Annotated in this window: 17 protein-coding genes; 7 read left to right on the top strand and 10 right to left on the bottom strand. The window is 46.7% G+C overall.

From position 1 onward, the window contains the following. Positions 1-79: 79 nt before the first annotated feature. Complete coding sequence (locus V2H45_RS00940; RefSeq protein WP_330481722.1) at positions 80-445, bottom strand: Rieske (2Fe-2S) protein; 366 nt, start codon at positions 443-445, stop codon at positions 80-82. Positions 446-538: 93 nt separating this feature from the next. Here V2H45_RS00940 and V2H45_RS00945 point away from each other — a divergent pair, with 93 nt between their 5' ends. Together V2H45_RS00945 and mnmG are read left to right on the top strand one after the other, a co-directional pair. After that, positions 539-724 carry a diguanylate cyclase domain-containing protein gene (locus V2H45_RS00945; RefSeq protein ID WP_330481723.1) on the top strand — a complete coding sequence of 62 codons (186 nt, stop codon included), beginning with the start codon at positions 539-541 and terminating at the stop codon, positions 722-724. 114 nt (positions 725-838) lie between these two features. Beyond that, positions 839-2749, top strand: coding sequence for a tRNA uridine-5-carboxymethylaminomethyl(34) synthesis enzyme MnmG (gene mnmG, locus V2H45_RS00950; RefSeq protein WP_330481724.1), 1911 nt, complete (start codon positions 839-841; stop codon positions 2747-2749). A 205-nt stretch (positions 2750-2954) separates the two neighbouring features. Here mnmG and V2H45_RS00955 read toward each other — a convergent pair whose 3' ends face one another. The 8 genes from V2H45_RS00955 to V2H45_RS00990 form a co-directional block, all read right to left on the bottom strand. Continuing rightward, positions 2955-3332 carry a clan AA aspartic protease gene (locus V2H45_RS00955; protein ID WP_330481725.1) on the bottom strand — a complete coding sequence of 126 codons (378 nt, stop codon included), beginning with the start codon at positions 3330-3332 and terminating at the stop codon, positions 2955-2957. Then, a complete protein-coding gene (locus V2H45_RS00960) occupies positions 3329-3601 on the bottom strand; it encodes a hypothetical protein (protein ID WP_330481726.1) in 273 nt (90 codons plus the stop codon). The genes V2H45_RS00955 and V2H45_RS00960 overlap by 4 nt, the downstream gene beginning before the upstream one ends. A gap of 204 nt (positions 3602-3805) precedes the next feature. After that, the gene (locus V2H45_RS00965) at positions 3806-4144 is read right to left on the bottom strand and encodes a hypothetical protein (RefSeq protein ID WP_330481727.1); all 339 of its coding nucleotides are present in this window, start codon (positions 4142-4144) and stop codon (positions 3806-3808) included. Positions 4145-4159: 15 nt separating this feature from the next. Next, positions 4160-4447 (bottom strand): addiction module antidote protein, encoded by a 288-nt coding sequence (locus tag V2H45_RS00970; protein WP_330481728.1) that lies wholly within the window; start codon positions 4445-4447, stop codon positions 4160-4162. 8 nt (positions 4448-4455) lie between these two features. Next, a complete protein-coding gene (locus V2H45_RS00975; RefSeq protein WP_330481786.1) occupies positions 4456-4734 on the bottom strand; it encodes a type II toxin-antitoxin system RelE/ParE family toxin in 279 nt (92 codons plus the stop codon). Between the two features lie 151 nt (positions 4735-4885). After that, the gene (locus V2H45_RS00980; protein WP_330481729.1) at positions 4886-5254 is read right to left on the bottom strand and encodes a clan AA aspartic protease; all 369 of its coding nucleotides are present in this window, start codon (positions 5252-5254) and stop codon (positions 4886-4888) included. After that, on the bottom strand, positions 5251-5526 hold the full coding sequence (locus tag V2H45_RS00985) for a hypothetical protein (RefSeq protein WP_330481730.1): 276 nt from the start codon (positions 5524-5526) through the stop codon (positions 5251-5253). Before V2H45_RS00985 ends, V2H45_RS00980 begins: the two co-directional genes overlap by 4 nt. A gap of 129 nt (positions 5527-5655) precedes the next feature. After that, on the bottom strand, positions 5656-6645 hold the full coding sequence (locus V2H45_RS00990; RefSeq protein WP_330481731.1) for a PD-(D/E)XK nuclease domain-containing protein: 990 nt from the start codon (positions 6643-6645) through the stop codon (positions 5656-5658). Positions 6646-7098: 453 nt separating this feature from the next. Between V2H45_RS00990 and V2H45_RS00995 the strand changes: the two genes are divergently transcribed. The 3 genes from V2H45_RS00995 (at position 7099) to crtA (ending at position 10989) form a co-directional block, all read left to right on the top strand. Further along, entirely contained in the window at positions 7099-8454 is a 1356-nt protein-coding gene (locus V2H45_RS00995) for a hypothetical protein (protein ID WP_330481732.1), read from the top strand. A 262-nt stretch (positions 8455-8716) separates the two neighbouring features. After that, positions 8717-10015: a histidinol dehydrogenase gene (gene hisD, locus V2H45_RS01000; protein ID WP_330481733.1), complete on the top strand. Its 1299-nt coding sequence runs from the start codon at positions 8717-8719 to the stop codon at positions 10013-10015. A gap of 38 nt (positions 10016-10053) precedes the next feature. After that, positions 10054-10989, top strand: coding sequence for a cyanoexosortase A (crtA, locus tag V2H45_RS01005; RefSeq protein ID WP_330481734.1), 936 nt, complete (start codon positions 10054-10056; stop codon positions 10987-10989). A 157-nt stretch (positions 10990-11146) separates the two neighbouring features. Here the strand turns inward: crtA and gatA are convergent, their stop codons facing one another. After that, positions 11147-12619 carry an Asp-tRNA(Asn)/Glu-tRNA(Gln) amidotransferase subunit GatA gene (gene gatA / locus V2H45_RS01010; RefSeq protein ID WP_330481735.1) on the bottom strand — a complete coding sequence of 491 codons (1473 nt, stop codon included), beginning with the start codon at positions 12617-12619 and terminating at the stop codon, positions 11147-11149. Between the two features lie 115 nt (positions 12620-12734). On the opposite strand from gatA, the gene V2H45_RS01015 reads away from it, so the two are divergent. Beyond that, entirely contained in the window at positions 12735-13091 is a 357-nt protein-coding gene (locus tag V2H45_RS01015; protein WP_330481736.1) for an STAS domain-containing protein, read from the top strand. A gap of 56 nt (positions 13092-13147) precedes the next feature. Next, entirely contained in the window at positions 13148-13546 is a 399-nt protein-coding gene (locus tag V2H45_RS01020; protein WP_330481737.1) for a Mini-ribonuclease 3, read from the top strand. The last annotated feature ends 9 nt before the right edge of the window (positions 13547-13555 follow it).

The raw sequence follows: 13555 nt of genomic DNA on the forward strand, positions 1-13555 counted from the left end.
GAAAGTTCTGTCTTTTACCTCATATTTGAGTATTGCCCTATAAGCAGATTAGGCAGAAGCTTTCCATTTCCGTAAAAAGCTAGGCATCAATAAACAGGTCAGCGCCTTCTTGGGTGACAGCAAAACTTGCTACATCTGTGGGAACTTTACCCATAGCCATCATTTTCTTGGCAATGCCGGGCAAGGGGATACCGACAACGGAGTCCACCCATTCGACGTTTTTGCCAGTACAGATTTCAAACTTAGAACCATGGAAGGGGCAAGTAACTACACCGTTTTCAAATTTGCCTTTAGCCATGGGGAGACCGAGGTGAGGACATTTATTGGCGATCGCACAATACTTATCTCCAACTTTTGCCACGAGGACAGATTGACCATTGGCGTTGGTTTTTAGAACTTTGTCAGTACTGACATCAGCTGTGGTAGCAATTTTGGTTTTAGCCATGATAAAAAACTCCTGTACTATGAAAGATTCTGAAAATTTTTGAAAATAACTACCAGATCATACAGGATCTCATGGTTGTGCAGATGAGACTCAATGTTCGGCAAACTCAAGTTAGTATTGGTGATAGCTTGGTTGATTCATAGTTCCCAAAAAACTCCCGAACAGCTTATTGCTGCTGCCGATCGCGCCCTATACCAAGCTAAACACAACGGACGCAATCAATATTCCTATGTCGAATCAGGAATGGAAACCGACGATCGGCAATCGCAAGCCCCTTAAAATCGCGATCGCCGTTTTTTTTGCTACGGTAAACTAGTATCTGTAAACACGGAAACTTTTGCTGCGATCGCGATCGCCACATTTCATAGCCACATTTCACAGCCACCAAAAAACATGAACAACGTCGAGTTTCTAGATGAATATGAAGTCATTGTCGTAGGGGCAGGTCATGCGGGCTGTGAGGCGGCCTTGGCATCAGCAAGACTGGGAAAAAAGACCCTGCTACTCACGCTCAATCTAGATCGGATTGCTTGGCAGCCCTGTAACCCTGCGGTGGGTGGCCCCGCAAAATCGCAATTGGTGCATGAAATCGATGCCCTCGGTGGTGAAATTGGCAAGATCACCGATCGCACCTATCTACAACGGCGCATTCTCAACCGATCGCGGGGACCAGCGGTGTGGGCATTGCGAGCGCAGACCGATAAGCGCGAATATGCGGCTGAAATGAAGAAAGTCGTGGAGAATCAAGCCAATTTGCAGGTGCGCGAAGGAACGGTCGTTAACTTGGTACTTAAAAATTTGGGGGGCGATCGTAAATCAGTTCTAGGGGTGGAAACTCAGTTTGGCGTTGGCTATGGCTGCAAAGCCGTGATTCTCACCACAGGAACCTTTCTCAACGGTCAGATCTGGGTAGGAAATCGCTCCATGGCCGCAGGCAGAGCAGGAGAATTTGCCGTCACAGGTCTAACGGAAACCCTGAACGAATTGGGCTTTATCACGGATAGATTAAAGACTGGAACCCCCGCAAGAGTCGATAAGCGCACGGTGGACTACAGCCAAATGGAAGTTCAGCCCCCTGATGACGATCAAAACTGGTTCAGTTTCGATCCAACGGCTTGGGTGGAACGCGAACAGATGAATTGCTACCTCACTCGTACCACGGCTGAAACCCATCGCATCATTCGCGAGAACCTCCATCTTTCGCCTGTATATGGTGGCTTTATTGATGCCAAGGGCCCTCGCTACTGCCCCAGTATTGAGGACAAAATCGTGCGATTTGCCGATAAGGAAAGCCATCAAATTTTTATCGAGCCCGAGGGTCGAGAAATTCCAGAACTCTATATTCAGGGCTTCTCTACGGGTTTGCCCGAACCGATTCAACTCCAGATGTTACGCACGCTCCCCGGCTTAGAGAACTGCCAAATGCTGCGGGCTGCCTATGCCGTGGAATATGATTTTATTCCTGCCACCCAATGCTTTCCTACCCTGATGACAAAAAAAGTAGAAGGTCTATTCTGCGCGGGTCAAATCAATGGCACAACGGGCTACGAAGAAGCAGCCGCCCAAGGTCTGGTCGCGGGTATTAATGCGGCAAGGTATGCCAGCGAAACAGAGATGCTGACCTTCCCTCGCCATCAGAGCTACATCGGTACTTTGATTGACGATCTCTGTACCAAGGATCTGCGTGAACCCTACCGCATGCTTACGAGCCGCTCGGAATATCGCTTACTCCTACGTTCTGATAATGCCGACCAGCGCCTCACTCCCTTGGGGCGTGAAATTGGCTTGATCGACGATCGCCGCTGGCAGCTATTCCTCACCAAGCAGGCAAATATTGAAGCAGAGGCAGAACGGCTGCAAAATACGCGGATTAAAGAACACGAAGAGGTGGGGCAAGCGATCGCTGCTTCCACAGGGGAGGTGATTCACGGCTCGATCACGCTTGCCGACCTGCTGCGCCGCCCAGGAATTCGCTATCTGGACTTGACCCGTTATGACTTGGGCAATCAAAAACTAGATGCGATCGAGCAGCAGTCTGCCGAAATTACGATCAAATATTCTGGGTACATTCAAAGACAGCAACTACAAATCGAGGCAACTGCCCGTCAGAGCGATCGCAAGTTGCCATCTCAGCTTGACTATAGCCAAATTGAGACGCTCTCAATGGAATCGCGGGAAAAACTGAATAAAATCCAACCGCTGACGCTGGGGCAAGCCAGTCGTATTGGTGGGGTCAGTCCTGCGGATATCAACGCTTTACTTGTATATTTAGAAGTTGCCAAGCGTAAATCGAGTAGTTTATAACCTTGAGAAGCGATCGTACTGGTGTTCCAAGAAACATCTATTTTGTGTATGTTGCTTTGTAGCTAGAAGATTCATAAGAACGCCAGCAACTTCAGAGTTACTTCAAGATTAGCCTCCTCTTTTCAGTCTAACGGCTAAATTCAGCCATCGCAAATCAACTCTGATTTTTGCAGATCGCTTTTGAGATGTCGGCTCCAACGCAGTGTTAGACGGCGCTTACTTTCAGGATTTCTACGCTACCTTCTTCACATACTTGAACTGTGAGCTGATAGCCCTCCATCAATGACATTCCAACAAGGGGTTCCGAATCAGCTTCATCAATTGGGATAGTCAGATAATCTCCATCCCAAATTACCACTGCTTCATAGACGTTAAAAACGCACTCACTGCCATCACCAAGAATAGCGCGTCCTCGTCTTTTCCATTTTAGATTTAGCCGATCAATCAGGTCTGGTGGCAATGAAAGCCAACCGTTAAAACCTGTATCAATAATCGCATCCTGAATATAAACTTTCCCATCAGAGTCACATATCGAAAGCGAGATAATTGCCTCAAAGTCAGCATTAACGATTCCCGCGATCATAGAATTCTCTTTGTGCGTCCACCAAATCGGCGAACGTGGCGAGAACCGACTCGAACAATCCAGATTTGAGCATCTGGGTGACGAGCTTCAAGTCTATTGCAAGCAGCTATTTCACGGGCATCAATTTCAAAGTCTCCAGTTTCAAGGTCAATTGCTACAATTTTGCCGTGATTGCCCTCTTCGACCTGTGGGAGTATTTGCGTTTGATAAATTAGATCGCCACGTTGGGCGAACTCTTCTTTGCTGTAGTGGGGTTGACGGACTGCCATGATTACGACTTTTCCTAGATCGTTACCTTATCTGGCATTATAACTGACCAGAAGCTGCTCCAAAAAAATTGCTCACATTTAAATAAAAACTGACGCATTCTTTCGAGGCTGCGCTTTTCAAATTCCTTAAGACCAGGTTCTTGGGTTTGGATAAACGCTGCAAGTTGTCCAATCGCTTTTTGTCCCCATTCACTGTTGGCTAGGCTAGGCGATCGCTGATGTATCTACCGATGCTCCATTATAGTGCGATCGGTTCTTGGTTTGCAGTGGCGATGACCTTTTGCTGAACTTTGGATAAGGGTGAGAACTTAAGTAAATTGAGGCTGCAAAGAGTCTGTAATTCTGGCGTTCTTGTCTTCGATTTTGGTATGGGAGTGTTAGCATCAGTCTATCAACTGCCCAGTGGGTTGATAGAGCAGTATTATCCTTAACTTCTCCGAACTCAACAATAAACGGAGCGATCGCTATTGGTATAACGGTGTAGTTGAGCCGCCGCATCCAATCTTTGGCTTTTAAAGAATAACTTTGAGAAGTCCGCTCCAACGCAGTGTTAGGCGGCTATATGGGAGTAGCTCGTAAACGGATACCAAGCGATTGTATAACTTTAAGAACAGTTGCAAATTCTGGATTGCCTTCGAGGGACAAAGATTTGTAGAGGCTTTCACGTCCTAATCCTGTTTCACACGCAATATTTGTCATTCCCTTGGATCGCGCAATATCTCCTAATGCTGCTACTACTAAATTAGGATCGCCATCTTCAAGAGCGGCTTCAAGATAAGCTGCCATATCTTCTTTCGTTTCTAGATGGTCTGCTGCATCCCAAGGATAGGTTGAAATTTTGTTCATGAGATCTCCTATAGGTTTTCTGATAAATCTAAGGCTGTTTTGATGTCCCGATCTTGGGTGCGTTTGTCGCCTCCTGCAAGCAAGACGATTAACGTATTCCCTCGTTGTATGAAATACACTCGATATCCTGCACCATAGTTAATACGGAGTTCTGACACACCTTTTCCTATCGGTTTCACGTCACCAGGGTTGCCCATAGACAACCGCCGAATACAAATGTCGATACGCGCCCTAGCTTCTCGATCGCGCAGTGATTTAAACCATTGAGAGTAGATTTCAGTATACAGATGTTCGTTCGACTACTCCCCTCTCCGAAAACCCAGCCGCATAACTTCACCGTTATGCGGCGGCAGCTAATCTTTGATTTTTACAGATCGCTTTTGAGAAGTCGGCTCCAACGCAGTGTTAGACTGTCTTTACCGATAACCTTTGGCGGAGTCATAACGCTTCAATGGTAACGCGACCTCCTTCAACTGCCTCAATCTGAAGTTTAAAGCCATACAACAAACCCATTCCCACTAAAGGATCTGCATCAGAAGCTGCAACATCAATAATTTGCTCCTGACCATCCCAGATTACAGAAGCCTTGTATATTTCAAAAACTACTTCACTCCCATCACCTAATGTGCCAATATCTCGATAGTGCCAAGGTAACCCAAGATCTGTGATGATAGAAAGCGGTAAAGACAAAAAACTGGTGAATCCTGTATCAATGACAGCATCAAAGGCTATTTTGGGTGAACCGATACGACCGACTGCAACTTTGATAATCGCTTCACAATTATTATTAACCACACCGAACATCATAAGGACTTTTTCAGACTGCGACTGCCAAGACGAAAGACGGCTCTATGTCCAATCCGAATCACCCAAGGTTGAGCATCGGGCTTACGTTCATAAAGTTTATCAACCGCTAAGAGTGTTGAATCAGCCACCTCAAAATCTCCAGTCTCAATGTCAATAGCAATTATTTTGCCGTGATTGCCCTCTTCGACCTGTGGACGTATTTGCGTTTGATAAATTAGATCGCCACGTTGGGCGAACTCTTCTTTGCTATAGCGGGGTTGACGGACTGCCATGATTACGACTTTTCCTAGATCGTTACCTTATCTGGCATTATAACTGACCAGAAGCTGCTCCAAAAAAATTACTGACATTCAAATAAAAACTGACGCATTCTTTCTAGGCTGCGCTTTTCCTCTCCGAGTTCACGGCACCATAATGACATGGGTTATAACACGGGGCAACGTAGAGTAGAACGTGTAGTCTTTATTCCATCTATATGCATCCACGTCTACACCCTCTTTCACAAAAATTAGGAACAGTAGTATACGAATGTTTCCATTGCGTTTGTAGAATCGTGCAAGACCATCAAGAGTCTTCACGACCTCTGCTTTCTTGCCGTTGCTGTCAATAAACTTCATCTCGACTATTAACTGATTGTCAAAGAAGGCAAAGTCCGCACTCTTTTTCTGCTCATCATAAATAACTGTCACTTCTTCACGTGCAATAGATTGCAACCACGGTTTCACAACAGTATAAAAAAGGTTCTGGCAGTCGTACTCTGATCTTAGATTAACCGTCCAACCCTCCTTTGCTACACCTCGTTGACCGAGATCAGTTGGTCTCAGTATCATGCGCTTGGCAATTTCAGTCAGCATAGCAGTTGCCTTATCAACGGTATCACCAATGAATGGAGCAAAAGGTAGCCCTGCATCTTCTGCACGCTTGACCATGTACTGCCAACTAAGTTCTCCTACGTTCCCATCGGGTAGTACCGTAGCTACGAAGTTCACTATGCCACCAACTTCGAACACCCATGGGATGGGAAGAAACTCAGTAAATCCATCCTGAGCAGTCCAAAGCAGCAACGCATCCAGTTTTTCAAATAGCTCCTCAAAGGTATCAGCCGACACGTAGCTGTCGTTCATACAACTAACGGCTCGTCCGCCATCAGCAATGAAGAAATCAAGTGCACGGCATTGGGTAAGTGCAAAATCACGTAGCGCGCTAGCCTTGACGTACTCTCCCTGTTTAACGCGAACGAGAATATCACAGTCGGAACGCAGGCTCTCTGTACCATAGGCTCGCGAACCAAACATCCATAACTCAGCAATACTAACCTGCTCATCTACTAACTCGCCCAGAAGTAATTGGAGGTTGTACTTAACGTTTGTTGGTTGTTTCCCAAGCGGCATAGTAGCAAGAATCTTGTGTTAAGGGTGCGAATGTGATCGAGTGTGAAGTAATGGTCAATTCTTTATTCGGTCAAATGTTCTGTCTAACGGTTGAGTTGAATTGCTTTAGCTACGCTAAACGGTTAACTAGAAGTCACTCTGCTACCGTATTTCGTTATTTTATCATATACCGTCAAGTCTTGTATTCGCGGTCGATAGAATGAGATTAGTCGCAATAGATTGGGTGAAATTAAGCCAAAATTTCTATATGGCGGGGGGCTTATAGCTCCCCAAACCCCTCGCTAGATAAACAGGGTTTTATTTGCATCGGTGGGGTCAGTCCTGTGGATATTAACGCTTTACTTGTATATTTAGAACTTGCCAAGCGTAAATCTAGCAATTTATAAAAATTCAGTATGATTTAGCTACGGTTGCATGTAAAACTGGTAACTCATGTTTGGCAGGCATAACCCTATGCGTAAAAATAAATACTCTTCCTATTCTTCAAGCCCAAGGCGTAAGTTGGGACTGCGTAGCATTCTTTTGATTTTGCTAATTGGCTTACCTCTCTTGTTGCTGATTGCCGAGTTGATTGCACGCGGTGTCGTCTTAGCAACTGGTCCTGCGGGGCAGGTGGCAAAAGGGGTGTCGATCGCGCAAGCCTATACCCTAAAGCTTCAAGATGCCAATGGACGGGTTTACCCCGGATTGCCGATTTCAGGCAAGTTACAAGTCCGTCGTAGTCCTTTGATGGGCTACGAGTTGGTTCCCAGTCAAAGCAGCGATCATTGGCAAATTAACGACCAAGGATTTCGGCAAGACTCTTCGGTCGCGACTGAAAAACCCGCTGGCGAAATTCGTGTATTTCTGGTAGGCAACTCCACAGCATTTAGCTACATGGCTGCCAGCAATCAGCAAGCCTTAGCCTTTAAGTTAGAAAAATTACTGAACGATCGCGTCAGACTGCAAAATCAGCAACCCAATCAATTTAAGCCCAAGGAACTGCCCTATTTTGCCGATCAAATTGAAGCCAGCCGCGCCCTCCCTCCTCGGATTCGGGATGGCTCCTATCGCGTGATTGCGGCGGCTGTCCCCGGCTATAACTCCAGCAACGAATTAGCCCTAATTGTCCATCGGGTTATGGGATTTCACCCTGATGCCTTGATTGTTTTAGATGGCTATGAGGACTTGCGATCGCCTAGTCAAGAAAGCGCCCACGAGTTGGTAAATCTCGAACAGTTGTTACAAGACCCAATGGCACAGTATCGCCAGCAGGTGTCTCAAAACTTTAATGCTTGGCTAGATTCGTTTTACCTGATGCAAGCGTTGCGCCGTTGGGTACTACCGCCCCAAGCACCCCCTGTTGAGGGTGGGTATCAAATTTTTAGCGCCGAGCAGATCAGCAACGATCCCAAGGAAGTGCGATCGCGTATAGAGCGATATCGCTACAACATTCAGCAAATGGCGAAATTAACGGCGGGGATTCCCACAATCGTGGCAATTCAGCCTGAAATTACAGGCAAGCAAGATGCGCTCACCCCTGAAGAAACTGAGTTGCTCAAACGCCTTGGTAGCGACTACACCAAGCGCGCCGAAAAAGCCTACGCAGAGTTAGAGTCAAAAATTCTGAGCTACAACCTGCCAAATGCCAAACTCCTGAGTTTTTATCAGGCTTTTAGCAACTTTAAAAAACAAGCATTTCAAGACCCCATCCATCTCACGGATGCGGCAAATGACTTTGTTGCCGATCGCCTATATACCAATCTTGCCGATGCCTTTGCTGTTCAACCCGCCAGTCCTACCCCTCAATCAGAATCTTTGGGGCGTTAATTGATTCAGTGGATGGATTCTGTGGCTCTGCGCGAGTGAATTCGTTCAATTGCATAGACAACACTTGGTTAAGAAGCTTTCCAGCAAACAAAATACCCTATGCGGGGGATATGTAGGGGTGGTGGATGGTGCGTGCCTACCCCTCAATCCTCTATTTTGAGCTTTTTGTCATGTCTTGCCCTGAAATCTATGTACCCGTTTCCCCTCAACAGAGAAAATCAGGTTAAGCTAGGATTACTATCGCTTCTTCAGTCATAATCCTATGCTGCGAATTATTACTCAGAAAACTGAGGCTGAAGCCGAGCTAAGGCGAATCTGCGATCGCATTCATGACGATCAAATGATCCATAAAGAAGCCACTGTTAGCGAGGTGATCCAAACCGTGAGGCGGAAAGGGGATGCTGCCTTGCTACACTACACGGCTGAGTTCGATCGCCAAGACATTACCCAAGCGGAGCTAAGGGTGAGTGGGGCTGAGCTTGATGCTGCCTATCAGCAGGTCAACAGTGAGTTACTCAAGGCGATCGAAACCGCCCATGCTCGCATTGAGGCCTTTCACAGACAACGCGTACCCAAAAGTTGGGTACAGTTTGCCGATAAAGACGTCGTTTTGGGAAAACGCTACACCCCTGTGGATATTGCAGGAATTTATATCCCAGGCGGTAAGGCATCCTATCCCAGCACCGTGTTGATGAATGCCGTGCCAGCGATGGTGGCAGGCGTGAAACGGGTTGTGATGGTAACCCCCCCTGGGGGAAGTAAAACAATTAATCCAGCCATTCTCGTTGCCGCCCAAGTTGCAGGTGTCGAGGAAATCTATCGAGTCGGTGGGGCACAAGCGATCGCAGCGCTTGCCTATGGCACGGAAACCATTCCTAACGTTGATGTGATTACAGGTCCTGGAAATGTCTATGTCACCCTCGCAAAAAAGCAAGTCTATGGGCGGGTGGGAATTGATTCTCTAGCAGGGCCTTCTGAGGTATTGATTATTGCGGACAAGACTGCCAACCCCGTTTATGTTGCCACCGACATGCTGGCACAGGCAGAGCACGACCAAATGGCGGCGGCAATTTTAATCACCACCGATGCCCGTTTGGCAACCCGCGTCACTGAAGAAGTCGAACGACTTTTAGAACAACACCCTCGACGACTGCTTACCGAAAAAGCGATCGCCCATTATGGCTTGGTTGTTGTGGTGGAAAATCTTAAAATCGCAGCCGATCTTTCTAACCTGTTTGCCCCAGAGCATCTAGAACTAGAGGTAGAAGAGCCTTGGGACTTACTCGACTCAATTCGTCATGCTGGGGCAATCTTTCTCGGTCACGCCACACCCGAAGCTGTGGGTGACTATTTAGCAGGGCCTAATCATACCTTGCCCACTTCTGGGGCGGCTCGCTATGCTTCTGCGCTGGGTGTAGAGACATTTATGAAACACTCTAGCTTGATTCAATACACGCCAGAAGCCTTAAAAGAAGTTGCAGGGGCGATCGCATTGCTTACGGAAGCCGAAGGGCTACCCTCCCATGGTGATTCCGTGCGCGTTCGACTTGAGGATATTTAATTTCTTTAGAGCGTTTTTAGGTGCGATCGTGAGCGTCCATGAACAATCTCCTAGATAGCTACAAGCCATTATTCCTATCTGCGTCTAAACAGATTGAATTTTGGTTGTTTAGCACCCTAGTTAGTCTGATTGTAGTCAACCTCACCCTCGTATGGCGGCTGAGTCAGGATCTTGATGAGATCGCGATTCAAATCCTATCTTGGGGGATAGTCTTGCTGCTGCTCTATCGTCAAAAAGGTAAACTTCAGCTCGATAGCGATCCTACCGCCACAGCGCTAGGGCTTTCGTTAATTGTTTGGACGCTGATTAAAAGTGCGATCGCAAAGCGCTATGGAGATATCTTGTTTCTGCTCATCCCTTTTTTATCGGTCTTGGGGTTGGGTCTGATTGCCTCTGGCTTTAAAGGCTTAAAACAGTATTGGCAGCCTCTGCTGATGGCTTCTATCCTTGGCATTCCCATCCAATTTGTGCATGCAGGGATCGATACCCTCGAAAAAGTTATCCCTATTAACCTATTTACTGCCCAGTTTGCCCATTCAATGCTGTGGTATCTCGGCTTTAATGTAGCCCAACAAGGAATTTATATATCTAGCCCTGAGGGCGTTGTGCGAGTGGGACAAGGTTGTGCGGGGCTTCCACAAATTTTCTTGTTGCTCCGCATCACGGTGATGTTTTTGCTGATTTTCAAAGTTTCTCGCCGCGATTTATGGATTATTCCCCCTGTAGCTGTAGCGATCGCTTTTGTGGTGAATTCTGTGCGTGTTGGCATACTTGCCTTAATTGTTGCCAATCAGGAAGCATTTAAGTATTGGCATGATGGCGATGGCTCCCAGATCTTTTCACTAATTGCTGTGTTTTTACTTCTCGTTTTCTGTAATTTTCTAACACGTTCAAAAAATGAAGCCGAAGAGGAATTCGAGGAAGAAGAATTTGCAGAGGAACTTGAGGAAGAAGTAGAAAAGCATCCTTCCTAGTTACGCATCATCAGAATCTATCGACGATTCTTCTAAAAAAAGCAGGATTGTCAAGGCTTCGTGTTGACAATCCTGCTTGTTCAAAATCCTTTCTTTTTTAGGAATATCCTAAATTTTCACAGTTTCGCCCCTATCGTGTCCTATCCCATCAAAGACGCTAGGGGTTAGCAATCGCTGAGGGTTGGCGTTTATGCCACTGCGTCGATTGTTCGTAACCATAGGCAACCTGTAGCAAAACATCTTCCCGCAGCACATTGCTAATCATCTGAAGTCCTATCGGCAAGCCTTTCGCATCAAAGCCGCAGGGAATGCTCAATCCGGGTAAACCTGCCAAGTTGACTGGAATCGTCATTAAATCGGATAGATACATGCTCAGGGGATCTTCTTTTTTGCTGCCTGCTTCAAAGGCGGTTGTGGGTGCGGTGGGGCAAACCAAGACATCTACACTGGCAAAAGCCTGTTCAAAGTCTTGTTTAATTAGAGTTCTGACCTTTTGGGCTTTGAGGTAATAGGCATCGTAATAGCCAGCAGACAACACATAGGTGCCGATCATGATGCGCCGCTTTACCTCCGCCCCAAACCCTGCCTCACGGGTGTTGGCATACATACTGAGCAGATTTTCAGCATCCGCATCTCTCATGCCATATTTGACACCGTCATAGCGAGCCAAGTTTGCCGAGGCTTCTGAGGGTGCAATGATGTAGTAGGTGGGCAATCCATAACGAAAACGCGGACAGGAAATTTGGTGGATTTCTGCCCCCATAGACTCCATATGCGCGATCGCATTTAGCACTGCCGTCTCTACCTCAGGATCCAGCCCTGTTCCAAAGGTTTCTGCAATCACGCCGATTTTTTTACCCTTGAGCGATTGGGGCAAATCGGGTGTCAACAAGGCAGCATAGTCTGGAATTGGCACATTTAGGCTAGTCGAGTCCTTGGCGTCGTAGCCCGCCATTACCCCCAGCAGAGTGGCAGCATCCTCAACCGAGTTGGCAAAAGGCCCAATCTGGTCTAACGAAGAAGCAAAGGCAACCAGCCCAAAACGAGAAACAAGCCCATAGGTAGGTTTTAAGCCCACTACGCCGCAAAAGGAAGCAGGTTGGCGAATTGATCCTCCCGTATCCGAACCCGTAGCAATGACGCATTCACCACTGGCTACAGAGGCAGCCGAGCCGCCCGACGAGCCACCAGGTACGCAAGCTAAGTCCCAAGGGTTTGCCGTAAGCTGAAAGGCTGAATTTTCGGTCGAACTGCCCATGGCAAATTCATCAAGGTTGGTTTTACCCACCATCACCGATCCTGCTTGTGCCAATTTCTGGGTTACAGTGGACTCGTACGGAGGCACAAAGTTTTTTAGGATTTTAGAGCCACAGGTTGTAGGAATGCCCCTAACACACATATTATCTTTAATACCAATTGGCACACCTGCAAGTGGCGGTAAAGTTTCTCCTGCGGCGATCGCTGCATCAATTTGTTTTGCCTGCGCGATCGCAACTTCAGGCGTAATTGCAATGAAGCTATGCAGTTTTGGTTCAAGGACAGCAATACGATCTAGAAATTCTTGGGCAATCTCGGTGGCTGAGCGATCGTGATTGGTTAAAAGTTGACGGATTTGCCGAATTGATAACATGGAGAGTAATTTAACTTGATAGACAAGTGCAGTGAAAGCAAATAAAATATATCCGCAAATTAAGGTATGTTTGCGTCCCTAGGAGGTCATTATTCCTGAACCGCTAACCCTGACTGTGAGTTTAAGAGGCAGCCGCGAAGTCAAGGAAAACTATCAGTTACTACGCCTCACAGGTCTGTTGGATGCTTTTTCGGAGCCTGCTTTTCGTAAAGTAGTCGGAAAATGCATCGATGATGGGCCTGTCAATGTCATCCTAGATTTATCAGCAATTGATTTTGTCGATAGCTCTGGGATCGGAGTTTTAGTGCAGATGGCAAAAAAAACCCAAGGCTTAAGCGGTACACTCCAGATTATCAGTAATCCGCGTGTGACTCAAACTGTCAAACTAGTTAGACTAGAGCAGTTTTTGTCTCTACAACCATCTGTTGAATCTGCCCTGAATAATATTGGCAATATTGGTAAGGATAAGTAGAAATCATCTTGATGACTAACGCTGAACGATAAACTATGGACAAAAGTAGGTAACTGATGTCCATATTCCGTCCTGAAATTGATAAAATTGCAGAGATACCAGTCTCTGCTTTAGCTTATTTGGGGGATGCAGTTTTTGAACTGCATGTAAGACTTCACTATCTACAGCCACCTCAGAACCCCAAGGAGTATCACCAACTCGTTGTCAACCGCGTTAGGGCAGAGAGTCAAGCACAATTTCTTAGTTGTCTTGATCTCACCCCAGCAGAATCTGAGTTAGTGAGACGCGGACGCAATGCGGCGGGTTCTGCTTCGCGAAAGCTCGATCCCAACATTTATCAAAAGGCTACGGGCTTTGAGGTATTGATCGGTTATCTTTACCTCACAGACCCTGAGCGGCTCGAACAGATTTTGACACAACTGGTTCAGCCCAACCCATCCAATTCAGCTCTCTAACTCAGCTCA

The organism is Tumidithrix elongata BACA0141 (genome assembly GCF_036349135.1).
GTDB lineage: Bacteria > Cyanobacteriota > Cyanobacteriia > Pseudanabaenales > Pseudanabaenaceae > Tumidithrix > Tumidithrix elongata.

What these genes read in the sequence shown, in the direction of transcription:
- V2H45_RS00955 (WP_330481725.1), bottom strand. Translation starts at nt 3,332, where the DNA reads ATGATCGCGGGAATCGTTAATGCTGACTTTGAGGCAATTATCTCGCTT.
- V2H45_RS00990 (WP_330481731.1), bottom strand. Translation starts at nt 6,645, where the DNA reads ATGCCGCTTGGGAAACAACCAACAAACGTTAAGTACAACCTCCAATTA.
- V2H45_RS00980 (WP_330481729.1), bottom strand. Translation starts at nt 5,254, where the DNA reads ATGATGTTCGGTGTGGTTAATAATAATTGTGAAGCGATTATCAAAGTT.
- V2H45_RS00960 (WP_330481726.1), bottom strand. Translation starts at nt 3,601, where the DNA reads ATGGCAGTCCGTCAACCCCACTACAGCAAAGAAGAGTTCGCCCAACGT.
- hisD (WP_330481733.1), top strand. Translation starts at nt 8,717, where the DNA reads ATGCTGCGAATTATTACTCAGAAAACTGAGGCTGAAGCCGAGCTAAGG.
- mnmG (WP_330481724.1), top strand. Translation starts at nt 839, where the DNA reads ATGAACAACGTCGAGTTTCTAGATGAATATGAAGTCATTGTCGTAGGG.
- V2H45_RS00945 (WP_330481723.1), top strand. Translation starts at nt 539, where the DNA reads ATGTTCGGCAAACTCAAGTTAGTATTGGTGATAGCTTGGTTGATTCAT.
- V2H45_RS00970 (WP_330481728.1), bottom strand. Translation starts at nt 4,447, where the DNA reads ATGAACAAAATTTCAACCTATCCTTGGGATGCAGCAGACCATCTAGAA.
- crtA (WP_330481734.1), top strand. Translation starts at nt 10,054, where the DNA reads ATGAACAATCTCCTAGATAGCTACAAGCCATTATTCCTATCTGCGTCT.
- gatA (WP_330481735.1), bottom strand. Translation starts at nt 12,619, where the DNA reads ATGTTATCAATTCGGCAAATCCGTCAACTTTTAACCAATCACGATCGC.
- V2H45_RS00995 (WP_330481732.1), top strand. Translation starts at nt 7,099, where the DNA reads ATGCGTAAAAATAAATACTCTTCCTATTCTTCAAGCCCAAGGCGTAAG.
- V2H45_RS01020 (WP_330481737.1), top strand. Translation starts at nt 13,148, where the DNA reads ATGTCCATATTCCGTCCTGAAATTGATAAAATTGCAGAGATACCAGTC.
- V2H45_RS00940 (WP_330481722.1), bottom strand. Translation starts at nt 445, where the DNA reads ATGGCTAAAACCAAAATTGCTACCACAGCTGATGTCAGTACTGACAAA.
- V2H45_RS00985 (WP_330481730.1), bottom strand. Translation starts at nt 5,526, where the DNA reads ATGGCAGTCCGTCAACCCCGCTATAGCAAAGAAGAGTTCGCCCAACGT.